Origin of the sequence: Streptomyces sp. NPDC091287 (genome assembly GCF_044768525.1) — a bacterium.
In the GTDB taxonomy this organism is placed as follows: Bacteria; Actinomycetota; Actinomycetes; order Streptomycetales; family Streptomycetaceae; genus Streptomyces.
Genome location: NZ_JBIVUV010000014.1, coordinates 41,532 through 66,310, shown reverse-complemented (window position 1 = coordinate 66,310; position 24,779 = coordinate 41,532). Strand labels below are relative to the sequence as shown.

Genomic DNA, 24,779 nt, shown 5'->3' with positions numbered 1-24,779 from the left:
CCGATCGGCCCCGGGCGCGGCGAGCCTCGGCCGAGCGGACGACCGCAGATGGAGGATGGCCGGGGGCGGCCCCGGCCGGGACCGCCCCCGCACCGCCCCGTCGCGTGGAGAGGCCCGGCCATGAAACCGCTCGACGATCCGCTGATCCCCCCTACCGACGGCCGAGGGCCGCGGCGGAACACGGACGCCCGATTCGACGTCGTACCGGTGACGGCGTGAACGCCCCTCCGCCCGGGAGCGCGCCGGGAGACGGCCGTTACGGCGAGACCTTCTTCCGCCCCGACAGGGCGGGGGAGGAGGAACGCGTCGACTTCGGTGCCGTCGCCTACGACGACTTCACGATGGCCCGGCTGAGGGCTCTCGGAGCCGGCCCGGGATGGCGCTGCCTAGACATCGGCGCCGGAACCGGCACGGTCTCCCGCCGGCTGCTGGGAGAGGCCGGGGTGGCGAGCGTGCTTGCCGTGGACCGCGACGTACGGTTCCTGAACGCACGCCCCGTCCCCGGCCTTCAGGTGCTGCAGGCCGACATCACCCGACCCGGCTTCGCGCCCGGCGGCTTCCAGCTCGTTCACGCGCGCTTCGTGCTGATGCACCTGCCCGAGCGGAACCGCCTGATCGGACACCTGGCCGAACTCCTCACGCCCGGCGGCGTCCTGGTGCTCAGCGACGCGATCGACCTGACGAGCGACCGGACGCCGCCCACCCCGTACACCACGGCGATGCGGGCGATGTGGCAGGGGCTGCGGACCACCATCGGCACCGATGTCTCCTGGGTTCCGTCGTACCCGAACCTCCTGCGCGGGGCGGGGTTCGAGCACGTGGCGGCGGAGATCCACGTGCCGCCGCTGGGACCCGGCAGCGCCATCAGCCGCTTCTGGGCCGACACATGGCAGCGCAGCAGGGAGGCGATGCTCTCCACCGGCCTGGTCGACGACGCGGCCGTCGACGCGGCGGTGCGGTACCTGGAGAGCGACGAGTGCGCCGCGCTGTCGGCCGGCATGCTCACGGCCTGGGGGCGGAAGCCCGAGGGACCCACGGGCTGACCGGCACGGGCCGTCGGCCGGAACCCCCGCGGGCGCGTCGCCGTACCGGACGAGTCCGCCACCGTGGGTTCCGCCCCCCACGGAATCCAGTCCTCGGCGGAACGGAGGCCACCGTCACCTCGTGCAGCCGGCGGACCGCCTCCGCGATGTGCCGGGTGGCGTCCGCGGCGCGGAAGACTGAGGCCCCCGATGCGCCCGCGGTGACAACATCCAGTCGCCCCCCACGTCGAACAGCACCGGCGAGACGGCCCCGGGCTCGCAGTGATCCTCATGGCGGAAACTCCAGCCGGCCCGGCCTACCGGGCCGACCCGGAGCCACCCGAACCGGACTCCGTGTGACAGGCTCGCTTATGCTCCCGCTGGGGGCTGACCGGAAGGCAAGCTGAACATGACTGGGCAACGCGACCGTTGGGCGGAACTGACCGGTGGACAGGCTGGGGAGGAATACGCCCAGCGGTTCGCACGGCTCGCCGAGTCGGGCCACGACATCCACGGCGAGGCCTCCTTCTGCGCCGCGTTGCTGCGACCGGCCGCCCGAGTACTCGACGCGGGCTGCGGCACCGGCCGGATCGCGATCCGCCTCGCCGAACTGGGCCACCATTGCACCGGCGTGGACGTCGACTCCTCGATGCTCGCCGTCGCGCGCCGCGAAGCACCCACACAGGACTGGCTCCTCGGCGACCTGGCCCGGCTGGACGCCCTCGGCCTCGATCCCGGCTTCGACCTGGTGCTCGCCGCCGGAAACGTCATCCCCCTGCTGGCCCCCGGCACCGGAGCGAGCGTCGTCGGGCACCTGGCCGCCGCCCTGCGCCCCGGCGGTCTGCTGGTCACCGGCATGGGACTGGACGCGGCCCACCTGCCGCTCGACGAAGCTCCGGTGACCATCACCGAGTTCGACCGGTGGTGCGCCCGGGCCGGACTGACCCTGCGGCAGCGCTACGCGACCTGGAGCGGCGACCCGTACGACGACGGCGGCGGCTACGCGGTCAGCGTGCACACCCGACCCGCCACGTGAACCCGCGGCCTCTCCGGGAGCCCGCTCCCAGCCGCTCGCTCACCGACAGCCCCCTTTCGCGATCCTTCCTGTCCCAGGACCTGGAGATACCGGCATGCCACGCGTCGTCCTCGTCGAAGATGATCCGTCCGTACGCGACGGCGTCGAGATGGGGCTGCGCCGCCGCGGGCACGAGGTCCTCGCCACCGCGACCGGAGAGGCCGGCCTGGAGGCGCTGGAGGCGTTCCGCCCCGACCTCCTGCTGCTCGATCTGATGCTGCCCGTGATGGACGGTGTCGAGGTGTGCCGCCGCGTACGCGCGAACAGCCAGCTGCCGATCATCATGCTCACCGCGCGCGGCGATGACGTGGACATCATCGTCGGCCTGGAGGCCGGTGCGGACGACTACGTCGTCAAGCCCGCCCGTACCGAGGTCATCGAAGCCCGTATCCGCGCTGTGCTGCGCCGTATCGAAGCCCCGGCCGGTGCCCGGCCCGCCGTCGAACACCACGGCGACCTGGACATCGACCGTGCCGGTCACACCGTCCTGAAGTCGGGCCGGCCGGTCCCTCTCGCACCTTCCGAGCTGAAGCTGTTGCTGTTGCTGTCCGCGGCGCCGGGAAAGGTCTTCAGCAGGCAGCGGCTCCTGGAAGAAGTCTGGGACCACAGTTACCACAGCGATGTGCGCCTGGTGGACGCCTGCGTGCGCCGCCTCCGCGTCAAGGTCGAAGACCTGTCCGAGAGCCCTCGGTACATTCAGACCCTGCGGGGATTCGGCTACCGCTTCGGCCCGCTGTGAAGATACCCGGAGCGGCCGCCGCGTTCGGGGTGCGCACCCGGCTGGTGCTCGCGTTCCTTCTGGTGGCCGCGGTCAGCGCGGTCACGACGGCCGCGTTGACCTACCGGGAGGCGCGCAGCGCGGTCCTCGAACGCGCACAGGACACGGCCGTCGCCTCCTTCCGCGAGGAGGTCGAGCGGTTCGTCCCCGGCCTGCCCCTGGACCTGGAATCGGTCCGGTGGGAGCTGTACGACATCGCGGCCCGCTCCAAACCCCATCCGTGGATCGTGTTCGCCGAGTACGGCTCGGTGCGTGTCTCCTCGGGCGACCGGCCCGTCTCCGGTGTGCTGACCGGGGAGCTGCGCCGTGCCGCGCGGACCGCGCCGCACGGCAGCTTCCAGCGGGTCGTCAAGGACGGGAACGCGTATCTGACGATCGGGATGCCGGTGATGACACGGGTCGTCGCGGGCGGCGGCGCGGTGCCCAGCGGTCTGGTCCTCTTCGCCGTGATGCCCATGGCGAACGAGGAGACGGACATCGACGCACTGGTGACCGCCGCCCGCGACGGTGCGCTTCCGGGGCTGGTCGTGGCGCTGGTGCCCGCCCTGTTCGCGGCGCGCAGCGTACTGCGCCCCGTGCGTGAACTGCGGCGTGCCGCGGACTCCATGGGCGGCGGGCGGCTCGACGCGCGGATCACCGTACGCGGCAGGGACGAAATGGCCGACCTCGCCCGGACGTTCAACAGTTCGGCGGCCCGCCTCGAACACTCCGTACAGGAACTCCGGGACGCCGGGGCGCGGGCCCGGCGTTTCGCCTCGGACGTCTCGCACGAACTGCGCACCCCCCTCGCGGGGATGCTCGCCGTCACGGACGTGCTGGACGAGGAGGCCGGGACGCTCGACCCGGACACCGCCCGGGCGGTGCGCCTGATCAGCGCCGAGACCGGCAAACTGGCCGTGCTGGTGGAGGACCTGATGGAGATGTCCCGCTTCGACGCCCGCGCGGCCGGACTCAACACCGACGAGGTGGACGCGGCGGAGGCCGTACGGAGAACCCTGTCCGGCAGGCAGTGGCAGGACCGGGTCCGTGCGGAGCTGCCCGAGGGCGTCCGCATCCGCCTCGACCCGCGCCGCTTCGACGTCATCGTGGCCAACCTCGTCGGCAACGCCCTGCACCACGGGGCCGAACCCGTCACCGTCCGGCTGTCGGCCCGCCCGGGTGCGCTGATCACCGAGGTGCACGACAGCGGCCCCGGGATCGCCCCCGAAGCGCTGCCGAACATCTTCGACCGCTTCTACAAGGCGGACGCCGCACGTTCCCGCTCGCCGGGCAGCGGCCTCGGACTAGCGATCACCCAGGAGAACGTGCGCCTCCACGGCGGCACGATCCGGGCGGAGAACACGCCCGGCGGCGGCGCGCTGTTCACGGTGCAACTGCCCTTCGACGGGCCCGCCTCGGGCCACGGAGCGCCGGACGGTCAGGCTGCCGCACACGGCGAAGGGCCGGGGACCGGCCCTGGCAACAGCACGGAGGCCCACGAGTGAGGAAGCGGGCGTTCCGCGCGGTCGGGCTGACCACGCTGCTGGTGCTCGCCGGGGCGCCGCTCTCCGGCTGCGGTATCCAGGAGACGGGCGTGGTCGGGGCCGGGAGGCCGCCGGTCGGCGACCTGCTGCCCCCGCGTGACTCACGGGTGCTGCTGTTCTTCTTCTCTCCCGACGACGAACTGCTGCCCGTTCCACGGATCGTCGACGTCCCCTGGCAGGGCGGCCCCGGGAGTTCGCCCTCGGAGGGCGAGGAGGCGAGCGGGGCACTGTCGCCGCTGACGGCCGTCACCGCCCTGCTCGACGGCCCGAACAAGGCCGAACGGCGGGCCGGGCTCCGCAACGCCCCCTCGCTGCCCCGTGAGGCGTCCGCCGCGGACCGGGTCGTGACGGGTGATTCCACCGTCGAGGTCAGGCTGGACCTGCGGGTGAGGCGGCTGTCCGCCCCCGCCCGTGACCAACTCGTCTGCACGGCCGCCTTCGCCGCACACACGCAGGGGGCCCTGCCCGTCACCCTGGTCGGACGGGACGGTCGCCTCGCTCCGGCCGACTGCTCCCTCCGCCCGGTCCCCGCCCCGGCACGCTGAGCGTGCGGAGGGGGAAGCGGGAACGGCAGACGGCCCCCGGCCACCACATCGACGGCATGACAGCGGCCCGCCGGAACGTCCGTTCCGGCGGGCCGCTTCGCCCGGGATCACCCCGGGCGGTGTTCCGCCCGGGGGCGCCTCACCTTCCGAAGAAGGCGTTGTGGATCGTGACCGTCGACTCGTTGCCGCTCTTGTCGGTGACGACGGCCTTCAACGAGATCGCCTTGCCCTTCGCCGGGGCGCTCACGGTGACCTTGCCCGCGGTGACCTTGGCGGGCAGCCACTTCTCGTTGTCGTACGACACCGTCACCCGCAGCGACTTCAGACCGGCTCCGGCCGCCGCGCCCTGCACCACGACGGGGAACGTCTGCTGGGAGCCTGCCGGAACGGTGGAGTCCAGTGCGAGCTGTGGCTGGAAACGGACCGTGGAGACCGGCAGCGTCGCGGGAGCCTCGGTGCGGGCAGAGGTGAAGGTCCACGAGGCGTCGATCCGGTTCCCGGCGCGGTAGACCGCCGGGTTCCGGTTGATCGTGGTCGCCACTTTGTACGTGGCGGACTCCGGAGGCAGTGCGAAGAACCGCTCGTCGATGGCCGCGTCCTCCTTCGCGTACAGCACGCCGTCGCGGTGGATGGTGGTGGTCGCACCGGCGTAGCGGGCGAACCCGGGATGTCCCGGCCCGTCACTGACCAGTGCCAGCGAGCCGTAGAGGTTGTCGCCGTCGCGCACGAGACCGTCGCCGTCCTTGATCTGCGGCCCCATCACACCGGTGTGGAAGGTCTCGGTGTGCGTCGTCCCCGGTTCGAACCTCCGGGAGGCGTCCAAGGAGTAGGCCGCTTCGATCTGCCGGTCGCCCGCCGGGTCCTTCTTCCCCAGGACGCCCGCCGAGATGTTCCAGACGGCGTCGTCGTCCGTGGACAGGTACACCTTCCGGGTCCCCGTCAGGGGGTGCACGGTGAAGGCCGGGTCGACACCCCCGTTGCCCAGTTCGCCGTAGGCCTTGACGACGCCGTCGAGGCCGGGCACCGACGCCCCGATCCGCACCTTCACCAGAGCCATGTTCTTGGTCGTGTACGTCTTGCTGTAACCGGTGGCCAGCTCCGGGACCAGACTGCCGGCGAGCGCGTTGTACTCGGTGGCCCCCTGCTTCCAGTGGGCGGACCACTGCTGGTAGAGGGAGGAGTCGCCGGTCACCGGGGAGCCCTGGAACGCGGTGCGGACGTTGTCGAAACTCGTGAAGTCGCTCCACAGCGTGATGCCCGCCTCGGGCGTGCTGAGGGAGTACATCATTCCCGCGCGCGTCGGAGTGGCCGCCGGGTCAGGCACCTTGAACGTCACCGGCCGGGTGGACCGGGCGTCGAGTTCGACCGTGGTCGGGCCGGTCACCGAGAACCGGGGGTTGTTGATCAGATCGGCGCCCTTGCCCGGAACCGCGGGGTCGACGAGCATGTCGGCCGACAGGTTGTAGGTGCCGCGAGGCAGCCGGACAGTGACCGAACCGGACGACAGGTCAGGGAAGAACCGCCGACCCGAGGCATGGCCGTCGTAACCCTTGAGGTCGGCCTGCCAGCCGGTGCTTCGTGCACCGTCCCGTCCGGTGGCGTTGAAGGTGACCTCGTACGACTCGGCCTCACGCTCCACCGCTGCCGCCGTGCGCACGCTCTGGCCGCCCCCGGACGCCACGACCGTGGCCGAGTAGGAGCCGTCGACCGTACCGCCCAGGCGGGTGTCGGCCGTCAGGTCCACGGAGGCGGTGCCGCCCGCCGGGACCGTGACCCGCTGGGCCCCCAGGGTGAAGAAGCCGGCCGGGGCGGGCTGCCCGTCCCCGCCGGTCGGCGCGGACAGCGACAGGTCCAGCGTCACGTCGGCGCTGCCGTTGTTGCGGTACGTCACCTGCTTGGTGACGGGGGTGTCGTCGGTGTGGGGCCAGGTCTGGGTGCCCAGGTTCACGGAGACCGGCTCGGCGACGACCGTCTGGTCGATCGCCTTGTCGACGGTGAGCCGGCCCGCGCCCTGCTGGAAGACCGAGTGGGCGCCGTCCTTGGCAGAGCCCGTCAGGGCGGCCTTGATCTGTGCGCCCGTCCAGGTGGGGTTCTTCTGCTTGAGGATCGCCGCGGCCCCCGCGACGTGCGGAGTCGCCATCGACGTGCCGTTCAGGCTGTGGTAGCCGGGCGGGTTCTGCCCCGCCACGCCCTCCGCCGCGGCCGCCGTGATCGACACGCCCGGTGCGGTGATGTCGGGCTTGACGGCCTTGTCACCGGTACGGGGACCGACGCTGGAGAAGTCGGCGATCATGTCGTTGTCGTCGACGGCGCCGACGGTCAGGGCCGCGTCGGCGCTGCCCGGCGATGCGACCGTGCCCTGGTCCGGTCCGTTGTTGCCCGCGGCTATCGCGAACAGGACGCCCTTCTCCGCGGAGACCTTGTTGACCTGGGCCTCCAGCGGGTCGATTCCGGGGGTGTCCAGGCCGCCCAGGCTCATGTTGATGACGTCGGCGCCCTGGGCGACGGCCCAGTCGACCCCCGCGATGATGCTGGAGTCGTCACCGAAGCCCTGGTCGTCCAGCACCTTCGCGTTGATCAGCCGGGCTCCGGGAGCCACGCCCTTGAACCGGGCGTCCTTCGCTCCGGTGCCGGCCGCCGTCGAGGCCACATGCGTGCCGTGCCCGTCACGGTCCTTGGCGTCCGGGGAGCCGCTGAAGTTGCGCTCCGCGGCCACCCGGCCCGCCAGGTCCGGATGGGTGGCGTCGATGCCGGTGTCCACGACGGCGATCTTCACCCCGGTGCCGTCGAACGACCGGGCCCAGGCCGCCGGGGCGCCGATCTGACCGGTGCTGCGGTCGAGCGAGGCCTTGCGCACACCGTCGAGCCAGATCCGGGCGATGCCGGACGCGGTGGCCGCCGAACCGTCCGCCCGCTGACGCGTCAGGGCATCCCACAGCGCGCCCTCGCTGTCGGTGGCCGCGGCACTGGTGACGGCATCGGCGTCGAGGGCCGACAGGGTCCGGCGAACGGTGGTGCCGTCGGCGGACCGCACCTCGGCACGGGCGGACCCGGCCGACGCGCCCCGGTAACCGACGATCACCTTGAGCCCGGCCCGGTGGGCCTCGATGCTTTCCGGCCGGGCCAGTGCGGTGACGTCGAACAGCCGCCGGTCCAGCCTGCCGTCGGCGATCAGCGGCCGGGCGTCACGCGGTACCACATGGGTGCGGCCGTCGTGGATCTCGGTGAAGAACGGGATGTCCTCCCGGCCCTTGGCCCGCTCGATGCCACCGACCCGGCCCTTGGCGTCCACGAGGACCCGGTCGCCGGTGATCAGGGTGACGGTGTCGACGGTCCGGCCGTCCGGCTCTAAGGCCTTGACGATGGACGGGGATGCCGGATCCGGGCCGCCGGTCTTCCCCGACGCCGGACCGGTCATGCCCGCGGTCAGGGCGACCGAGGCCGCGGCGACGAGCGCGTACGCCCTCGTTGATCTTTTTCGCAAGATTGTCCCTGCTCAGGAGTGGTTCGGGCGGGCGAAGGCCCGGCCGCACGGGGCGCGTTCGGATACGCGTTCGGCCCCGGATTCCTGAAGTATGCCGAGGCCGTTCGGACGCACTCAATGATCGTTGTGTAACAGCCGAGCACCCTGATCCGGCCCACGCGCGAGGTTGTACGGGCCCTGGATCAACCGGCCGGTGCGACCGGACTCCACACGCCCGACCACTGCTCGGCGCCGTACTCCTCGAACCGTGTCACCTCGGTGAACCCCAGCTTCCGGGCGAGGCGCAGGGAGGGGCTGTTGGCGGTTCGGGTGCAGAGCACCACCGGTTCGCCGGGACACGAGGCGGCGAACCAGCCGAGCACGGCGGCGCACGCCTCGGCGGCGTACCCGGAGCCCCACGCCCGGGGCAGGAACATGTAGCCGAGCTCGGCGCGGTCGCCGTCCGGACGGAGGCCGCCCGGACGCTCGGCGGCCCGGCGTTCGAGCGTGACCGTGCCGACCATCGCCCCGCCGAGTTCCACGACGAAGAGGCCTCGGCGCCGTCCCGGCACCGCGGGAACGGCCCGCTCCAGCTCATCACGCGGACGGGCGCCACCGAGGTGGGCGCCCACCTCCGGCGACGCGAACAACTCGATGAACGCCGCACGGTCCCGGGCCTCGGACGCGCGGAGCACGAGCCGCGCCGTGTCGATCGGGTCAGGTGGCCAGGCGACGCATCCGAGTTCAGTCATGGCGGGCAACCTATCGCGGCTGTGCCCAAGGGCCGGTCAGGCGTCCGGGCAGTCCAACAGGGCCCGGTGTCACGCCGGTTGAGCGGGTGCGGTTGACACCGCGCCAGATCGCCCGGCTGTTCGCGGGAACGATGGGGCCCCTACCGGTCCTACGATCTTCACGAGAGCGTGGGGTTCCAGCGGTGGAAAAGGAGTACGTCCGCCGACGCGAGCCGCTCGCACGACCGGCGCCGTCGGCCGACCATCCACAGCTCTCGGCCCCGCCGACCGCGCGACGACCTCCTGGAGTGACCGGCATGCCCACCCGTGTCCACGCTCTCGCCCGTCGGCCGCTGACGCCCGCGGCGGTCGCGGAGTTCGTCGCGCTGCCGACGGGCCCGCCGGTGGGCGACGACTTCGAAGCTCTCGACGCGGAACTGGCGCGCCGCGGATGGGACTGGGAACACGAACTGGTCCCTGACTCCTTCCGCACGGGGCACGGGCACGTGCTCTGCTCCGACGGCAGGAACCCCTTCGGGCAGCCCGACGTCCGCAGCTTTCTCGTGTTCGGAGAGCTGTACCCCTTCGACGAGCACGACGAGGGCATGACCAACGAGCCCTGGCTGAGCGAACACATGGACCTCTGGGGGCAGGCGGCGGGCTGGGAGAGCGACGAGCCGTCCACCGAGCAGGACTGCGAAGCAACCCTCGCGCAAGCCGCCCGGGCCGTGACCGAACACCTGGGCGCGGCACCCGAGCGGACCTGCCTGTCGGACGCCGCGGTGGTCACCGGGCCGGCGATGACGCACCGCGTCTGGCGGACCTCCACCCACGCCTTGGTCCTCGGCCCAGCCGCCGACAACGGCCCCTACGGCCTTCTCACCCACCTCCAGCTGTCCCTCACTCCTCTCACCTGTGCGCCCGAACTGCCGCCCGCGGCCGACGAGAACGCGCTCGACGCGTGGATCAGCGCGCACATCGACTGGTGACCGTCACCACGGGCCGGTCACCACGGGGTCACCACGCGTCGATGACCGGTACGCCGGGTTCGTGGTGCTGCCACGCCTCGTCGAGGCGCGCGAGCCGGTCCGTGGCGGCGATGCCGTACAGGGACGCGACCTTGCCGTCGCTGACCTCGAACGCCACGGCGCCCACGACCCGGCCCCCGACCACGGCGACGACGGCCAGGGTGCCGTTGACCCGCGCGAGATGCATCGCGAGCGAGCCGCCGGCCAGCCGCCGCTTCGCCGGCGTCGGCTTGAAACCCGCCCGTACGAAGGAGGCGACCCGTTCGCGCGACCTGTACCGCAACAGCCGCCTGGCCAGACCGGCGCCGTCCGATACCGCCGTCACGTCGTCGGTGAGCAGCGCCACCAGCCGATCGGTGCGCCCCGACGTGGCGGCGGCGAGGAACTCCTCGACGACCCGGCGCGCGGACGCGGGGTCGGCCGCGCCGCCGCGGCGGCGCTCGGCGGCGACCCGGGTACGGGCCCGATGGGCATGCTGCTGGCTCGCCGACTCGGTGATGTCGAGAATCGCGGCGATCTCGGCGTGGCTGTACGAGAAGGCCTCACGCAGGACGTAGACGGCGCGCTCGGCCGGCGAGAGGCGCTCCAGGAGGGTCAGTACCGCCAGGGTCACCGATTCACGCTGCTCGAAGGTGTCGGCGGGGCCGAGCATCGGGTCGCCGTCGAGGAGCGGTTCGGGCAGCCACGCGCCGGCCGTTCGCTCGTGGCGCGCCTGTGCCGAGCGGAGCCGGTCGAGGCAGAGGTTGGTGGCGACCTTGGTCAGCCACGCCTGCGGTACCTCGATCCGCTCACGGTCCGCGGCCTGCCAGCGCAGGAACGTGTCCTGCACGGCATCCTCGGCGTCGGCCGCCGAGCCGAGCAGACGGTACGCGAGCGAGGCCAGCCTGTTCCGGCCGGCCTCGAACTGATCGACGGCTGCGCTGTCCATGCGCAACAGCCTAGGCGGCGACCCGCGCACCGGCCCGGCCGGGCGCGGGGGCCAGCCGGTGCCTGCGCTTCGGCAGGCCGAAGGTCGGATGGGCGATGCCCCACCCGGCCCCCTTGAGCACACCCGACTTGAGCCGTGCGGCGGTTCGGCCGCCCAGGTACCAGGCCTTCGACCGGACATCCGCGTCCACCATCTGGAAGATGGCGTCCCGCCGTCCGAGGCTGATGTGGTTGCCGAAGTACTTCAGCCCGGTGGCCGGCACCTCGCGGCCCGTCAGACGCGCGATGATCGCGGCGGTCGCCCGCATGTTGGTGAGACCGGCCGAGGCACAGGACATCGGCAGCGGCCGGCCGTTCTCGCCGATCGCGTAGGCGCAGTCGCCCGCGGCGTAGACGTCCGGGTGAGAGACCGAACGCATGGTGCGGTCGACGACGATCTGGCCCGTCCCGGCGACCTCCAGGCCGGCGGCGGCCGCCATGGGGTGCACGGCGAACCCGGCCGACCAGACGGTCACATCGGCCGCGATGGACCTGCCGTCGGCGGTGAGCACCCGTGTCGGCTCGACGGCGTCGACGACGGTGTGTTCGTGCACGGTGACGCCGAGCCGGTCGAAGGCGCCGCGCAGATGACGACGCGCCTTCGGGGAGAGCCAGGCGCCCAGCTCGCCGCGGGCCGCGAGCGCGACCGAGAGCCCGGGACGCGACTCGGCGAGCTCGGTCGCGGTCTCGATGCCGGTCAGCCCCTCGCCGACGACCACGACGGCGCCGCCCCCGCCCAGGCCGGCCAGGCGCTCGCGCAGACGCAGCGCCGAGGACCGGCCGGCCACATCGAAGGCGTACTCGGCCGCGCCGGGGACGTCATGGTGGGCGACGGAGCTGCCGAGCGCGTAGAGAAGGGTGTCGTAGGCGAGTTCACCGGCGCCGTCCTCGCCGGCCACGGCGACGGTCCTGTGCTCGGGGTCGATACCGGTGACACGCGCCAGACGCAGCCGCACCCCGGTGCCCGCGAATACGTCGGTGAGCTTGCGGGACGCGAGATCCTGGCCACTGGCGAGCTGGTGGAGACGCATCCGCTCGACGAAGTCGGGCGCGGCGTTGACGACGGTGATCTCGGTGTCGGCGGGGGAGAGCCTGCGGGCCAGGTTGCCGGCGGCGAAAGCCCCGGCGTAGCCGGCGCCGAGTACGACGATGCGGTGCTTCATGACATGGCTCCTGTCTCGTTCGTGTGCCCTCTGAACGAGATGGCGCCCCGATTGCTGACAGGGGCCATGTGTGAGGCGGGTCACCCAGCGGTCCAATCCCTTCGGCGCCCGGCTCCGAATCACTGGTGAGGGCGGGCCCGGACTTCTTCCGAAGGAGCAGGTGGGATCGATGACCCCGACACGATCACTCCTCACCCCTGATCTTCCGCCCCGTTTCGAGACGCCGGACCTTCCGGGGGCGCGGACCGGCGACGTCGGCCGGTCACAACCGAGCCCCGCGCGGCACCAGGGTGGACCGGGCGAGACAGCACCACCGGAACCTTCCGGTCGGCCCGCTCCGACGCGCTGATTCCCGTAGTCGCCCGACCGAATTTTGTACGTTTTGCCCGTATGTAGTGGGTCGTAACCACAAAAAGGGACTTTTTGCCGTGCGCAGGAATTTGCCACGCCGCGAAGAGAAGAGCTATAAGAGGCATGTGGTTCAGGCGCCGCCGGGAATTCCGGGGAGGCCGCCATGGAGGTTTCCCATGTTTCTGACTCCGTCCGACACGGAGAAATTGCTACTGAGTGTTGCCGGAATGATCGCCCGTGATCGGCGGGCCCGCGGCGTCCGCCTCAACTACCCGGAGACCGTCGCCCTGCTCGCGTGCTGGGCGATGGAGCGGGCCCGTGAGGGAGTCCCGGTCAGCGAGCTGATGACAGCGGGGAGGGCCGTGCTCACCCGTGCTGAAGTGCTGGAAGGCGTCCCCGAGATGCTGCACGACGTCCAGGTCGAGGCGACCTTCCCGGATGGGCGCAAGCTCGTCACGATCACCTCGCCGATCCCGTGATCCCGGGCGAGATCCGGACCGGCTCCGGAGTACTGCACATCAATGCCAAAAGCGCGGTATTGCCTCTCACCGTGGTGAACGACGGTGACCGGCCCATTCAGGTCGGATCGCATCTGCATTTCTCCGACGCAAATCCGGCGCTTTCTTTTGACCGGGCCGCGGCCCGGGGATTTCGGCTCGATATTCCCTCGGGCACGTCGCTGCGCTTCGAACCGGGGGTCGGGGTCGACGTCAGCCTCGTCGAACTCCGCGGCCGCCGCCGCGTTCTCGGCATCGTGCTGCCCGAGGCCCGGACGCCCGCCCCCGCCCCCGCACCTCGAACGGAGGACCTGGTGACATGGCCCAGCTGACCCGCGCCGCCTACGCCTCGCTCTACGGCCCCACCACCGGGGACCGGATCCGCCTCGCCGACACCGATCTCTGGATCGAGGTCGAGGAGGACCGGTGCTTCGGCGGCGACGAAGCCGTCTTCGGGGGCGGCAAGTCCATCCGCGAGTCGATGGCCCAGGCCACCGCGTCCCGCGCCGAGGGCGCACCCGACCTGGTCATCACCAACGCGGTCGTCCTGGACCACTGGGGCGTCGTCAAGACCGACATCGGTGTCCGCGACGGGCGGATCGTCGCCCTCGGCCGCTCCGGCAACCCCGACATCAGCGACGGCGTGCACCCGGATCTGGTGATCGGCCCGGGCACCGACGTGATCTCCGGCGAGGGGCGCGTCCTCACGGCCGGAGCCGTCGACACCCATGTCCACTTCCTGATGCCGGAGACCCTCCACGAGGCGCTCGCCACCGGCACCACCACCGTCATCGGGGGCGGCACCGGCGCCACCGAGGGCTCCAAGGCCACCACCGTCACCCCCGGCGCCTGGAACCTCGCCATGATGCACCGGTCCCTGGACCGCGTCCCGCTCAACGTCATGCTGTTCGGCAAGGGCTCCACCGTCGGCGAGGAAGCCCTGCGCGAGGCGGCCCTCAGCGGCGCCGGCGGCTACAAGGTCCACGAGGACTGGGGCGCCACCCCGGCCGCGATCGACGCCGCGCTGCGGGCGGCCGACGCGTACGGCCTCCAGGTGGCGCTGCACGCGGACAGCCTCAACGAGGTCGGCTACGTCGAAGGCACCCTCGACGCCATCGCCGGACGCGGTATCCATGTCTTCCACGCGGAGGGCGCGGGCGGCGGCCACGCTCCCGACATCATCACCGTGGCCTCCCACCCGAACATCCTCCCGGCGTCCACCAATCCGACGCTCCCGCACACCGTCAACACCGTCGCCGAGCATCTCGACATGCTGATGGTGTGCCACCACCTCAACCCCCGGGTGCCCGAGGACCTCGCGTTCGCCGAGTCCCGGATCCGGGCCACCACCATCGCCGCCGAGGACGTGCTGCACGACATCGGCGCTCTCTCCATCACCTCCTCCGACGCCCAGGCGATGGGCCGCATCGGAGAGGTCGTCTGCCGCACCTGGCAGGTCGCCCACGTCATGAAGCAGCGCTTCGGTGACCGCGGCAGCGAACTGCCCGCCGACAACGAGCGGGCACGCCGCTACGTCGCCAAGTACACGATCTGCCCGGCCGTCGCCCACGGCATCGACCACGTCGTCGGCTCCGTGGAGCCCGGAAAGCTCGCCGACCTCGTGCTCTGGGACCCCGCCTTCTTCGGGATCCGGCCCGCCGCCGTCATCAAGGGAGGCATGGCCGTGTACGCGCCCCTGGGCGACGCGGGCGCGGCGATCCCCACCACCCAGCCGGTCCTCCTGCGCGCCACCTCCGCCGCCGAGGCCGCGCCGCACCTCTCGGTCAGCTTCGTCTCCCCGCTGGCACTGGCCGACGGACTGGCCGAACGGCTGGGTCTCGTACGGGAGTTGGTCGCCGTACGACCCACCAGACACCTCACCAAGGCGGACCTGCCGAACAACACGGCGCTCCCGGCCATCGACGTGGACCCGGAGACCTTCGCCATCCGCATCGACGGGGAGCTCGTCGAGCCCGCCCCCGCCGCCGAACTGCCGCTGGCCCAGCGGTACAGCATGTTCTGATGGCGCTGCTCGCCCCCTACCTCCTCGCCGACGGGCGGCTCCCGGTCGGCGCCCACACCTACAGCGCGGGCCTCGAACCGGCCGTCGCGGCGGGCCTCACACGCGCGCAGATCCCCGCCCTGCTGAGGGCCCGACTGCACACCACCGTCGTCACCGAAGCGGCCGCCGCCGTACTCGCCCTGCGCGCTGCCCTGCGCGATCCGGTGGACAACACGCCCGTACAGGAGGCGCTCGCCGCCCGGACGCCGACGGCGCCACTGCGCGAGGCGTCCGCCGCACTGGGCCGAGGCGTGCACCGCCTCGCCCGCCGGCTGGCCCCCGACCATCCCGCGGTCACCGCCCTGACACGGCTCCACCCGCGCCCCCTGCGGCCGGTGACCCTCGGGGCGCTCGGGGCCGTCCTGGGGGTGGGGGAGGAGGCGCTGGCTCACGGCGTCGTCTACGACGAACTGCAGACCATCGTCTCCGCCGCGCTCAAGCTGCTGCCCGGCGATCCCCTCGACTCGGTCGTGTGGATCATCGCCGCCGAGGCGGACGCCGCGAGAACCGTCACCGAAGCACTGGCCGTGCGCACCCCCGCCGAACTCCCCGCCCGTACACCACCGCTCACCGAGCAGTGGGCACTCGAACACGACCGACGCGAACGGAGACTCTTCCTTGCCTGACAACGCATCCGCCCAGCAGCCCGGACAGCCCGCCCAGGGCCCCAACGAGCACTACCACCAGCCGCTCAACCAGCCGCGAGCCCTGCGCATCGGCGTCGCCGGCCCCGTCGGCACCGGCAAGAGCTCCATCCTCGCCACCCTCTGCCGCGAACTGGCCGGCGAGCTCTCCATGGCCGTCGTCACCAACGACATCTACACCGACGAGGACGCCCGCTTCCTCCGCTCGGCAGGCGTCCTGCCCACCGAACGCATCCGCGCCGTCGAGACCGGCGCCTGCCCGCACACCGCGATCCGCGACGACGTGAGCGCCAACCTCGACGCGGTCGAGGACCTGGAGGAGGCCTACGGGCCGCTGGACCTGGTGCTCATCGAAAGCGGGGGCGACAACCTCACCGCCACGTTCAGCCCCGCCCTCGCCGACGCCCAGCTCTTCAGCATCGACGTCGCGGGCGGCGGGGACGTCGCCCGCAAGGGCGGCCCGGGCATCACCGGCGCGGACCTCCTGGTCATCAACAAGACCGACCTGGCCCCCCACGTGGAGGTCGACGTGGCCGCGATGGTCGCCGACGCCGAACGGGCCCGCGACGGTCTGCCCGTCCTCGCGCTGTCCAAGCACGATCCGGAGTCGATCGCCCAACTGGCCGACTGGGTGCGGGCCGTGCTGGTACGCCACCGCTCCGGCACCCATGTGCCGACCGACCCCGGCCCGATGGCGCCCCACAGCCACAGCCACGACGGCTCGTGACCGGCCCGCCCGCGCCCGCCGACCGCCCGGCCGAGCCCGACGACCCCACGGTCGTCGCCGTCGAGCGTGACGCCTCCGGCCGGCACCTCGCCCGCGAGCTGTCTCCCGGGGCGTTCCTCGCCCCCCGCCCCCTGCTGCCGTGCGCGGACCGCCTGCGGATCGCCCTCGTCGGCACCCGGGCGGGTCTGCTGGCCGGCGACGATCTCCGGCTGCACGTCTCGGTCGGCCCGGGAGCCCGCCTGGAACTGGTCGAACCCTCCGGTCTGGTGGCGTACGACCACCGGGGAGGCAGATCGGCGTGGCGGGCCAGGATCGACATCGCGGCAGGAGGCCGACTGGACTGGGACGGGAAGCCGTTCGTGGTCGCGCACGGGGCGTGGGTCGACCGCACGATGGAGGTGACGCTCGCGCCCGGCGCCCGGATGCTGTGGCGCGACACCCTCGTCCTGGGCCGCTCCGGTGAACGCGGCGGCCGCGTCCGGGCCAGGACCCGGGCCGTGTACGACGGCCGGGAACTGCTGGTCGAGGACCTCGACCTGACCGACCCGGAGATACGGGAACTTCCCGGCGTCCTCGGCCCGAACCGGATCATCGGCTCCGTCACCGCCCTCGGCGCCCACCCGCCCGGGCCGCCCCACCCGTACCGGACGGACCTAGCGGGCCCTGGGGCCCAGGTCCGGCTGCTGGACACCGAGGCACCGGCGATGGAAGCGGAGCTGACGGCACTGTGCGAGCACTGGCGGAACGAGATCGAACGCGAATGACGCTCGTCAAGGGCGTCCCAGCACCGTGAAGGGGTTGGGTACCGCCCCCGTCCAGCGGTGCAGCACCGCGCGGCCGGTCTGCAGCGTGGTTCCTCCGGAGTCGACCGTCCCCGCCTCGGCCACGTAGTAGCGGCCGTCGTCGAGCGAGACCAGACCGTACTGGCCGCCCGACTCGTACCCGTACACACCGGACGGCTCGTGGTGCAGCCCGCGCGGGAGGAGGGAGAGGATACGGCCGGACTCGGGGCGCGGCTGCCCCTTCACCTCTCCCCGGCGGGCCGGCTCCGACCCGTCCACCACGTAGAGCGAGTAGTTGGGGAAGGCCGTCTTCCTGCCCTTGTACACGGCCATCAGCCAGTTCCCCCTGTGCCGGTCGTACTCCAGGTTTTGGACGCCGTACGTGGTGTTGCCGGTGTAGGCGAAGAACTTGCCGTCGGGGGAAGCGGGGCCGCTCGTGTGATGAGCGCCTTCGACGAGCGGCCTCTCGTACCTTCGCCAGTCGCGCACGTCGTACTGGAGCAGCACCTGGTGGTCGTTGTCGGTGCGGGCGGTGTTGGAGTAGACGCCGTACGCGACAGTGAGCCGGCCGCCGCCGCCCATGCGGTTCAGGTCGGGTCCGAACGCGACGCCGTCGATGCCGCTGCAGCCGTAGCGGTGGTCGGGGGTATCGCCGGTGTTGCCGTCGAAGACCCCGTCGCCGTTCATATCGGCGGTGTAGTCCCGCACGACCTCGCGGAGATGGACGGTGGAGACCACATCGGTGGTTCGGGCGTCCATGTTCATCCGGGTGATGCGGGCCCCGTCGAAGATCGCGACGTAGAACGCTTCGGCGGCCTTGTACTCCAAGGAGCCGTAGACCCGGCCGTCACCGGTGTTGAAGTCCAGATCACCCAGGTGCCCGGTGAAGCCGGTGACCGAGCCGATCGGTCTGCCCGACAGGTCGGTCTTCACCAGCAGATCGGTGAAGGAGAAGTACATGTGGCCCTTGCGGCGGTCGATGGCCGTGCCCTGGAGGTGCCCGGACGACCAGGCCCCGCCGTCGACGGAAGCGGGCAGCGGGGGAGACGGGGACGGCGACGGTGTGCCGGCGTGGGCCGCGCCCCCGCCCACCGCCAGGAGGGCCGACGCGAGAACGGCGGACAGGAAGAGGGCGGCAAGGTGCGTGGGTGCCCGGCTTGGCATGGTTCCTCCGAGATCGTGGTCCTCAAGGTGTGCGGTGCCGACGGATCCGGGGCGGTGCTGCCTCAGGCCCTGCCGTGGGAGACCCGCGAACGCCGGGCCACGGCATCCAACGACACCGCCAGCAGCAGTACCCCGCCGGTCACCATGAAGCGGTACGCGGAGTCGAGATTCAGCAGCGTGAGCCCACTGGAGATGGACTGGATCACGAGAACGCCGAGCAGCGCGGCGAACGCGGTGCCCCGGCCGCCGAACAGACTGGTGCCGCCGATGACGGCCGCCGCGATGGCGTTGAGGTTGACGTCGCCGCCGCCGCTGCTCTGGTTGGCCGCCGCGAGCCGTGAGGCGGAGAGGACGCCGCCGACGCACGCGAGTGTCGCGCACAGCACGAACGCGGTGGTGAGGACGGCCTTCACGTTCACGCCCGCACGCCGGGCGGCCTCCATGTTGCCGCCGACCGCGTACATCGACTTGCCGAACGAGGTGCGGGACAGGACGTAGTGCAGCGCCAGCACCAGGGCGAGGAAGAACACGAACATCCAGCCCACCCCCCGGTCCCGGTTGAGATACCAGACCGCCGCGCCGAGGCCGGCCAGCAGCGCCAGACTCCGTCCGGCGAGCAGGCGCCGGGAGGCGGCGGTGAGCCCCGCCCGGCGGCGCTCCGACGCACGGGCGGCACCGGTCGCGTACAGCACCGCCGCGCCCGCGACGACCAGCGCGTACGCCAACCAGGGCGGCAGGAACTGGAGTTGGGCGAAGGCCACCAGGCCCGAGTCGAAGGGCAGGTTGATCGATCCCTTGGGCCCGAGTATCCACAGCTGCACGCCGAGGAAGCCGAGGAGGCCGCCGAGGGTGATGACGAAGCTGGGTACCCCGATCCGGTTGTGGACCTGGGCGTAGAACCAGCCGATCAGACCCGCGAGGGCCAGCGAGACGACGACGGCGAGCCAGGCAGGCAGCCCCCGGTCCACGAAGAGGACCGCCAGTACGGCAGCGCCGAGGCCGCTGACCGAGCCGACCGACAGATCGATCTGGCCGACGAGGAGGACACAGACGACTCCCAGGGCGATGATGCCGACCGGCACGCTTTCGAGGGCGAGGTTCGTGAGATTCGCGCTCGACAGGAAGATGGGGTTGAGGATCTGCATCACGACCCAGATCACGACCAGCCCGGCTAGGACGGGCAGGAGGCCGAGGTCGCCGCCGCGCAGCCGGACGCAAACCGCTCGCAGGCGGTCGCGCGCACCGGCGGACCGGGGCGTCGGTTCGAGGGGCTCGCCGGGGGAGAGCTCCGGGCTCGTGACAGCGGCCGGTTCCGTCATGATGCTTCCCCCTGGTGCGCCGCTCCGGTCCGATACGCCGGCTCCGTGCCGTCGCCCGTGGCCCGGTCGCGGCCGGCGCGGCGGCTGACCACGTTGTCGGTGGCTCCGGTGATGGCCGCCACCAGCTCCGACGCCGTCGTCCCGGCCGCGTCGAAGACTCCGTTGTTGCGGCCGAGCCGCAGGACGGCCACGGTGTCGGCGACGGCCCGCACGTCGGCCATGTTGTGGCTGACCATGAGGACGCCCAGGCCACGCTCCCTCAGACGCTCGATCAGATTGAGGACTTCCGCCGTCTGCGCCACGCCCAGGGCGGCCGTCGGCTCGTCCAGGATGATCACCTTGGGGTCGCCCAGGAGCGTCCGCGCGATGGCCACCGTCTGCCGCTGGCCGCCGGACAGGGCCGCGACCGGGACGCGTACCGAGGGGACCTTCGCCGACAGCTCCCCGAGCAGAGCACGGGAGCGGACCTCCATGCCCACCTCGTCCAGGCGCAGCCCACGCCACTCGCGCCCGAGGAAGAGGTTCTCCACCACGTTCAGGTTCTCGCACAGGGCGAGGTCCTGGAACACGGTCGCGATGCCGAGGCGCTGTGCGGTGGCCGGGGAGGTGATCGCCACGGTCCCGGTGCCGAAGCCGACGGTTCCGGCGTCCGGCTGATGCACCCCGGAGAGGACCTTGACCAGGGTGGACTTCCCCGCGCCGTTGTCGCCCACCAGAGCCACGACCTCCCCGGCGGCAACATCGAGGTCGACATCGGTGAGTGCGGCGACGGCGCCGAAGGATTTGCTGATTCCGCGCAGGGAGAGCAGCGAGCCGCCCGGCGCCTCGTGAGGGGAGGGTAAGGAGTCAGCGGACATGGACCGACCTTCCGGGGCGGGCGGGCGGGGGAGTGGTGGCCCTGGCGGGCCGGGTGGGCGTCCCACCCGCCGCGGACGGTCGTGGGCACCGCGGGCGGGCCGGCGGGACTACGTGAGGCCCACCTCGGCACAGGCGGCGGCGTACGTCGTCGTGCACACATCGGCGGTCTTCAGCGGTTTGCCGTCGCCCACCAGAACCTCCGCGATGTTCTCCCGGGTGACCACGGTGGGGGTGAAGAGTTCCGAAGGGGTGCCGAAGAGCGTGGTGTCACCCCGTGGCTTCTCTCCCCGGGCGAAGGCGAACGCCGCGGTGGCGGCGGCTTCCGCGACGGTCTTGATGGGCTTGGAGATGGTGTTGTACTGGTCGCCCTTGACGATCCGCTGGGCGGCGGCGAGTTCGGCGTCGTTCCCGGTCACCGGTGGCACGGCCGCTCCGGCCGCTTTGAACGCGGCGATGGAACCGCCGCCCGTGCCGTCGTTGGCGGCGACCACTCCGGCGATCCTTCCCGGGAACTTGGCTATCTGGCCGCTGACCCAGCTCTGCGCCTTACCCGGTTCCCAGGCAGGGGTGTCGTACTCGGCGAGGAGATCGAATCCGCTGGAGTCGACCGCGCTGTGTATGCCCTTCTTGATCAGGCCCGCCGCCGCGTCGGTCGGTGAACCGTTGACCTGGAGGAGGCCGCCCTCGGCCGAGGTGGCCTTGAGGTGCTCCACCAGGGACGCGCCGATCATGGAGCCGATCTTCTCGTTGTCGAAGGAGACGTAGTAGTCGGCCTTGACCGCCGGGATCGGCCGGTCGTACGCGATCACCGGGACCCCTCGTCCCTGGGCCGTACGGACGGTGCTGGCCGCCGCGGCGGAGTCGACCGGATCGATGACGATGACGTCGGCGCCCTGCGCGAGAGCGGAGTCGGCCTGCTGCTGTTGCTTCGCGGCGTCGCCGCCCGCGTTCTGGTACAGGACCTCGCAACCACCGCAGAGATCCTTCACCTTGGCCCTGAAGAGGGGGGCGTCGTACAGCTCGTACCGGGTGGAGGCGATGTCGGGCATCAGGAACGCGATCTTCGCGTCCTCCGGTGACCTGCCGTCCGTACCGCTCGGCGCTTTCGTCGTACAGGCGGCGGCGGAGACGATCACCGCCAACGCGGACAGGACAGCGGCGAACGATCTGACAGAGCGTTGCTTCACTGGAATCTCCTGGGTCTTCAGGCGGAGAGCCCTCCTTCGCGTCAAATTAACAGCGCACGTGTTAGTAGTGTCAATGGGCATGTCATAAATAACAGGGCGGTGGGCTCGTTCAGAGACGTCGGGGTACCCGTGCGCGAGCCCCCCATTCGGCCCGGGCCGTCGCCAACTCCGCCCGGTACCGCTCGTATCCGTCCTCGTGCAGCGCCCGTACGTCCGCACGCGGCTCGACGACCTGGTGGCGTCCCGGCGGTGCCTCGTACCCGGGGGACAGGGAGGCCCGGGCGACGGACACCACGCCGAGCGCCCCGACCTGCTCCTCCAGCGGAACGCGGACGGGCCGGCCGAGGACGTCGGCGATCAGCCGGGCCCACATCACGGACCGGGTGCCGCCGCCGCACAGGGCGAGAGTGCCGCTCAGCCCCGCCGTGTCCAGGCAGTGCCGGGCGGCGTAGCCGATTGCCTCGCAGACGGCCCGCACGGCGTCCTCCCGGCCCGTCGCCAGGCTGAGCCCGTCGAGTCTGCCCTGGGCCGACGGCTCGACGAACGGGGCCCGTTCGCCCGCTTCGGACAGGAAGGGGAAAGCATGGACGCCCCGTGCGCCGGGCGGGCTGTCGGTGAGCAGGGCGTCCACGTCGGCCGTGGTCGCGCCGACGAGGGCGAGCACCCACTCCAGCGCCGCCGTTCCCACCATGGCGGGCATGGCGCGCAGCCATCGGCCGGGGGTGGGCGTGCACAGCCACATGCCGGCGGGTTCGGCGAGCGGATCGAGATCGACGCGGTCGGTCAGCACCTGGCTCGCGAGGGTCGTGCCGAGGATGAGAACGCCGTCCCCCACCTCGCGCACCCCGCTGCCGATCGCGCAGGCCGGCAGGTCGTACGGCCCCGCCACGACCGGCAGCCCCTCGGGCAGCCCCAGGAGTCCGGCGCCGCGACCGTCCAGCCCGAGCACCGTGCCCGGAGCGGCGGGAGGAGGCAGCAGCCCGGATCGCTCCCCGACACCGCAGGCGGCCAGCGCCTGGGGCGCGTAGCGGCGGGTACGCGGGTCGAGGAACGGCAGCGTCGCGTCGGACGCGTCGAGGCACACCCGGCCGGTGAGGCGCTGGGCGACCGCGTCGACGCAGTACCCCGCGACGGCTGCCCGGTCCAGCGAGTCCGGTTCGTGCTCCTGGAGCCAGTTCAACAGCGGGCCGTGGCACCCCGGGAACATGCCGGAGCCGGTGTGCGCGAAAGCGGTGCTGATCGTGCCGTCCACCAGCCAGCGGGTCACCAGCTCCGAGGCCCGCGCGTCCATCCAGGAGATGGCGGGCCGCACCGGGCGGCCCTCGGAGTCCCGCAGCCACAGACCGTCCCCCTGCCCGGTGAGCGCCACGGCGTTCGGCGGCCGGCCGACGGCGGCGGCGACCTCGCGCACGACGTCGCCGACACCGGCCACGACGTCGTCGAGATCCTGCTCGACCCGTCCGCCCGGCAGCATGTCCAGACGCGAGCGCCGGCTCGCGGAGGCCAGGGCACCGCCCGTCTGGTCGAACGCCACGGCCTTGGTGACCGACGTCCCGATGTCCACACCGATGATGGTGCTCACGCCTGGTGCCTCCTGTGCGAGCCGATAGCGGCCGATACGAGCCGATGGGTTCCTGGGCGACGGGTCACGGCGACGGCGACGGCGGCCGTCAGGGCCGACCGGCCGTCAGGACGTCGGGGTTCGCGAGATGGGACAGCTTCTCCCCGCGCAGGAAACGGCCGACCTCGGCGGCGGTGATGGCCGCCGCCCGGTGCGCCGTCTGCCGGGTCGCGCCCGCGAGATGGGGTGTGGTGATCACGTTCGGCACGTCGCGCAGCGCCCAGTCGGCGGGGATCGGCTCGATGTCGTACACGTCGAGGGCCAGCGCCCCGAGAGCGCCGCCCCGCAGCAGCTCGGGCAGCGGCGCGTGGTCGAGCAGTCCGCCGCGGGCGGAGTTCACCAGGACCGCGCCGTGCGGCAGCAGCCCGAGGCGGCGGGCGTCGATCAGGTGGCGGGTCTCCTCCGTCAGGCGGGCATGCAGGCTCACCACCGAACTCCGGCTCAGCAGGGCGTCCAGCTCGACCGGTTCGACCCCGTCCGCCTCGGCCGCCGCACGGTCGGCGTACGGGTCGGCCGCCAGCACATGGGCCCCGAAGGCGCGCAGCACCCGTGCCACGATCCGGCCGATGGCGCCGTAGCCCACGAGTCCGACCGTGGCACCGCCGAGCTCACCGCCGCTCTCCTCGTACGCGTACAGATCGCCCCGCCAGACGCCCCGCTTGAGCTCCGCGTCGGCGGCGGTGACGCGGCGCATCGCGGCGAGCATCAGCCCCACGGCGAACTCCGCGGCGGCCTGGGCGTTGCGGCCGGGGGCGAAGCTGATCCTCACTCCGTGGCGGGTGGCCGCGGCCAGGTCCACATTGACCGGCCCGCCCCGGGAGACGGCGACGAGACGCAGCGCGGGCGACGCGGCGAACACCCGCTCGGTGAACGGGGCCATCTGCGTCACACAGACCGAGGCCCCGGCCAGCGCCTCGACGAGCTCGTCCTCCGTACCGCTCGCCTCGCGGACCTCCGCGACCGGACCGAAGGGCTCGTGGGGCCAGGGGAGGGTCAGCTCCGTGAACTCCGGGAGCTCCCGGCCCGTGCGGGACAGCTCCTGGCTCACCGCCGTGCGGATCAACGAGGGACGGACGAAGTGGTCGCCTGCGGCGAGGATGCGCATGACGTCGGATTCCTTCTGCGAGGAGAGCCGGTGGGGTGGCGGGGCGAGCAGGCCGGAGCGTGATCCGGGCCGCGACAGGCCGGTCCTGGGCTGTGGAATTTCTGTTAAATTTAACAGCGCTCACGTGAACCGGCAATGCGCCCGGCGCGTACGGCCTGTTACTGATCC

The 24,779-nt window shown here is 72.1% G+C and carries 22 protein-coding genes and 1 pseudogene; 12 read left to right on the top strand and 11 right to left on the bottom strand.

All coding sequences use genetic code 11. The annotated features are described in order from the left end of the window. The first annotated feature begins 215 nt into the window (after nt 1-215). The gene (locus tag ACIQRW_RS23785; protein WP_403763766.1) at nt 216-1,043 is read left to right on the top strand and encodes a class I SAM-dependent methyltransferase; all 828 of its coding nucleotides are present in this window, start codon (nt 216-218) and stop codon (nt 1,041-1,043) included. Between the two features lie 77 nt (nt 1,044-1,120). On the opposite strand, the pseudogene ACIQRW_RS23780 reads toward ACIQRW_RS23785, so the two are convergent. After that, nucleotides 1,121-1,280 (bottom strand): annotated as a pseudogene (locus ACIQRW_RS23780) (APH(3'') family aminoglycoside O-phosphotransferase); the annotation flags it as partial. Nucleotides 1,281-1,431: 151 nt separating this feature from the next. On the opposite strand from ACIQRW_RS23780, the gene ACIQRW_RS23775 reads away from it, so the two are divergent. From ACIQRW_RS23775 to ACIQRW_RS23760, 4 genes are all read left to right on the top strand, one after another. Continuing rightward, nucleotides 1,432-2,058, top strand: coding sequence for a class I SAM-dependent methyltransferase (locus ACIQRW_RS23775; RefSeq protein WP_403763763.1), 627 nt, complete (start codon nt 1,432-1,434; stop codon nt 2,056-2,058). 94 nt (nt 2,059-2,152) lie between these two features. Then, nucleotides 2,153-2,836, top strand: a complete 684-nt coding sequence (locus ACIQRW_RS23770; protein WP_403763760.1) for a response regulator — start codon at nt 2,153-2,155, stop codon at nt 2,834-2,836. After that, nucleotides 2,833-4,359 (top strand): ATP-binding protein, encoded by a 1,527-nt coding sequence (locus ACIQRW_RS23765; RefSeq protein ID WP_403763758.1) that lies wholly within the window; start codon nt 2,833-2,835, stop codon nt 4,357-4,359. Before ACIQRW_RS23770 ends, ACIQRW_RS23765 begins: the two co-directional genes overlap by 4 nt. Further along, nucleotides 4,356-4,943: a hypothetical protein gene (locus tag ACIQRW_RS23760; RefSeq protein ID WP_403763754.1), complete on the top strand. Its 588-nt coding sequence runs from the start codon at nt 4,356-4,358 to the stop codon at nt 4,941-4,943. Before ACIQRW_RS23765 ends, ACIQRW_RS23760 begins: the two co-directional genes overlap by 4 nt. 139 nt (nt 4,944-5,082) lie before the next feature. On the opposite strand, the gene ACIQRW_RS23755 is transcribed toward ACIQRW_RS23760, so the two are convergent. After that, on the bottom strand, nt 5,083-8,427 hold the full coding sequence (locus ACIQRW_RS23755) for a S8 family peptidase (protein WP_403763751.1): 3,345 nt from the start codon (nt 8,425-8,427) through the stop codon (nt 5,083-5,085). A 182-nt stretch (nt 8,428-8,609) separates the two neighbouring features. Then, a complete protein-coding gene (locus ACIQRW_RS23750; protein WP_403763748.1) occupies nt 8,610-9,158 on the bottom strand; it encodes a GNAT family N-acetyltransferase in 549 nt (182 codons plus the stop codon). 296 nt (nt 9,159-9,454) lie between these two features. On the opposite strand from ACIQRW_RS23750, the gene ACIQRW_RS23745 reads away from it, so the two are divergent. Further along, nucleotides 9,455-10,126 carry a hypothetical protein gene (locus ACIQRW_RS23745; protein WP_403763745.1) on the top strand — a complete coding sequence of 224 codons (672 nt, stop codon included), beginning with the start codon at nt 9,455-9,457 and terminating at the stop codon, nt 10,124-10,126. Between the two features lie 28 nt (nt 10,127-10,154). On the opposite strand, the gene ACIQRW_RS23740 is transcribed toward ACIQRW_RS23745, so the two are convergent. Beyond that, the gene (locus tag ACIQRW_RS23740) at nt 10,155-11,093 is read right to left on the bottom strand and encodes a sigma-70 family RNA polymerase sigma factor (RefSeq protein ID WP_403763742.1); all 939 of its coding nucleotides are present in this window, start codon (nt 11,091-11,093) and stop codon (nt 10,155-10,157) included. 10 nt (nt 11,094-11,103) lie between these two features. Continuing rightward, nucleotides 11,104-12,294: an NAD(P)/FAD-dependent oxidoreductase gene (locus tag ACIQRW_RS23735; RefSeq protein WP_403763739.1), complete on the bottom strand. Its 1,191-nt coding sequence runs from the start codon at nt 12,292-12,294 to the stop codon at nt 11,104-11,106. Between the two features lie 527 nt (nt 12,295-12,821). On the opposite strand from ACIQRW_RS23735, the gene ACIQRW_RS23730 reads away from it, so the two are divergent. Genes ACIQRW_RS23730 through ACIQRW_RS23705 form a run of 6 tightly spaced genes read left to right on the top strand, consistent with a single transcriptional unit; the run spans nt 12,822 to nt 17,339 of the window. Beyond that, nucleotides 12,822-13,124, top strand: coding sequence for an urease subunit gamma (locus ACIQRW_RS23730; RefSeq protein ID WP_403763736.1), 303 nt, complete (start codon nt 12,822-12,824; stop codon nt 13,122-13,124). Further along, the gene (ureB, locus tag ACIQRW_RS23725; RefSeq protein ID WP_403763733.1) at nt 13,121-13,474 is read left to right on the top strand and encodes an urease subunit beta; all 354 of its coding nucleotides are present in this window, start codon (nt 13,121-13,123) and stop codon (nt 13,472-13,474) included. Before ACIQRW_RS23730 ends, ureB begins: the two co-directional genes overlap by 4 nt. Then, nucleotides 13,462-15,165 carry an urease subunit alpha gene (locus ACIQRW_RS23720; protein ID WP_403763730.1) on the top strand — a complete coding sequence of 568 codons (1,704 nt, stop codon included), beginning with the start codon at nt 13,462-13,464 and terminating at the stop codon, nt 15,163-15,165. Before ureB ends, ACIQRW_RS23720 begins: the two co-directional genes overlap by 13 nt. Then, nucleotides 15,165-15,830: an urease accessory protein UreF gene (locus tag ACIQRW_RS23715; RefSeq protein ID WP_403763727.1), complete on the top strand. Its 666-nt coding sequence runs from the start codon at nt 15,165-15,167 to the stop codon at nt 15,828-15,830. Before ACIQRW_RS23720 ends, ACIQRW_RS23715 begins: the two co-directional genes overlap by 1 nt. Continuing rightward, nucleotides 15,823-16,575 (top strand): urease accessory protein UreG, encoded by a 753-nt coding sequence (gene ureG / locus ACIQRW_RS23710; protein ID WP_018960958.1) that lies wholly within the window; start codon nt 15,823-15,825, stop codon nt 16,573-16,575. The genes ACIQRW_RS23715 and ureG overlap by 8 nt, the downstream gene beginning before the upstream one ends. Further along, a complete protein-coding gene (locus tag ACIQRW_RS23705; RefSeq protein ID WP_403763724.1) occupies nt 16,572-17,339 on the top strand; it encodes an urease accessory protein UreD in 768 nt (255 codons plus the stop codon). The genes ureG and ACIQRW_RS23705 overlap by 4 nt, the downstream gene beginning before the upstream one ends. A gap of 6 nt (nt 17,340-17,345) precedes the next feature. Here ACIQRW_RS23705 and ACIQRW_RS23700 read toward each other — a convergent pair whose 3' ends face one another. The 6 genes from ACIQRW_RS23700 to ACIQRW_RS23675 form a co-directional block, all read right to left on the bottom strand. Continuing rightward, on the bottom strand, nt 17,346-18,521 hold the full coding sequence (locus ACIQRW_RS23700) for a hypothetical protein (protein WP_403763721.1): 1,176 nt from the start codon (nt 18,519-18,521) through the stop codon (nt 17,346-17,348). Between the two features lie 62 nt (nt 18,522-18,583). After that, complete coding sequence (locus ACIQRW_RS23695) at nt 18,584-19,840, bottom strand: sugar ABC transporter permease (RefSeq protein WP_403763718.1); 1,257 nt, start codon at nt 19,838-19,840, stop codon at nt 18,584-18,586. Continuing rightward, complete coding sequence (locus ACIQRW_RS23690) at nt 19,837-20,697, bottom strand: ATP-binding cassette domain-containing protein (protein ID WP_403763715.1); 861 nt, start codon at nt 20,695-20,697, stop codon at nt 19,837-19,839. Before ACIQRW_RS23690 ends, ACIQRW_RS23695 begins: the two co-directional genes overlap by 4 nt. A 108-nt stretch (nt 20,698-20,805) precedes the next feature. Further along, nucleotides 20,806-21,885, bottom strand: a complete 1,080-nt coding sequence (locus ACIQRW_RS23685; RefSeq protein ID WP_403763712.1) for a substrate-binding domain-containing protein — start codon at nt 21,883-21,885, stop codon at nt 20,806-20,808. A 109-nt stretch (nt 21,886-21,994) separates the two neighbouring features. Further along, complete coding sequence (locus ACIQRW_RS23680; RefSeq protein WP_403763709.1) at nt 21,995-23,467, bottom strand: FGGY family carbohydrate kinase; 1,473 nt, start codon at nt 23,465-23,467, stop codon at nt 21,995-21,997. Between the two features lie 88 nt (nt 23,468-23,555). Further along, nucleotides 23,556-24,611 (bottom strand): 2-hydroxyacid dehydrogenase, encoded by a 1,056-nt coding sequence (locus ACIQRW_RS23675; RefSeq protein ID WP_403763706.1) that lies wholly within the window; start codon nt 24,609-24,611, stop codon nt 23,556-23,558. Between the last annotated feature and the right edge of the window lie 168 nt (nt 24,612-24,779).

What these genes read in the sequence shown, in the direction of transcription:
- ACIQRW_RS23770 (WP_403763760.1), top strand. Translation starts at nt 2,153, where the DNA reads ATGCCACGCGTCGTCCTCGTCGAAGATGATCCGTCCGTACGCGACGGC.
- ACIQRW_RS23695 (WP_403763718.1), bottom strand. Translation starts at nt 19,840, where the DNA reads ATGACGGAACCGGCCGCTGTCACGAGCCCGGAGCTCTCCCCCGGCGAG.
- ACIQRW_RS23700 (WP_403763721.1), bottom strand. Translation starts at nt 18,521, where the DNA reads ATGCCAAGCCGGGCACCCACGCACCTTGCCGCCCTCTTCCTGTCCGCC.
- ACIQRW_RS23715 (WP_403763727.1), top strand. Translation starts at nt 15,165, where the DNA reads ATGGCGCTGCTCGCCCCCTACCTCCTCGCCGACGGGCGGCTCCCGGTC.
- ACIQRW_RS23720 (WP_403763730.1), top strand. Translation starts at nt 13,462, where the DNA reads ATGGCCCAGCTGACCCGCGCCGCCTACGCCTCGCTCTACGGCCCCACC.
- ACIQRW_RS23690 (WP_403763715.1), bottom strand. Translation starts at nt 20,697, where the DNA reads ATGTCCGCTGACTCCTTACCCTCCCCTCACGAGGCGCCGGGCGGCTCG.
- ACIQRW_RS23735 (WP_403763739.1), bottom strand. Translation starts at nt 12,294, where the DNA reads ATGAAGCACCGCATCGTCGTACTCGGCGCCGGCTACGCCGGGGCTTTC.
- ACIQRW_RS23750 (WP_403763748.1), bottom strand. Translation starts at nt 9,158, where the DNA reads ATGACTGAACTCGGATGCGTCGCCTGGCCACCTGACCCGATCGACACG.
- ACIQRW_RS23675 (WP_403763706.1), bottom strand. Translation starts at nt 24,611, where the DNA reads ATGCGCATCCTCGCCGCAGGCGACCACTTCGTCCGTCCCTCGTTGATC.
- ACIQRW_RS23745 (WP_403763745.1), top strand. Translation starts at nt 9,455, where the DNA reads ATGCCCACCCGTGTCCACGCTCTCGCCCGTCGGCCGCTGACGCCCGCG.
- ACIQRW_RS23740 (WP_403763742.1), bottom strand. Translation starts at nt 11,093, where the DNA reads ATGGACAGCGCAGCCGTCGATCAGTTCGAGGCCGGCCGGAACAGGCTG.
- ACIQRW_RS23775 (WP_403763763.1), top strand. Translation starts at nt 1,432, where the DNA reads ATGACTGGGCAACGCGACCGTTGGGCGGAACTGACCGGTGGACAGGCT.
- ACIQRW_RS23730 (WP_403763736.1), top strand. Translation starts at nt 12,822, where the DNA reads ATGTTTCTGACTCCGTCCGACACGGAGAAATTGCTACTGAGTGTTGCC.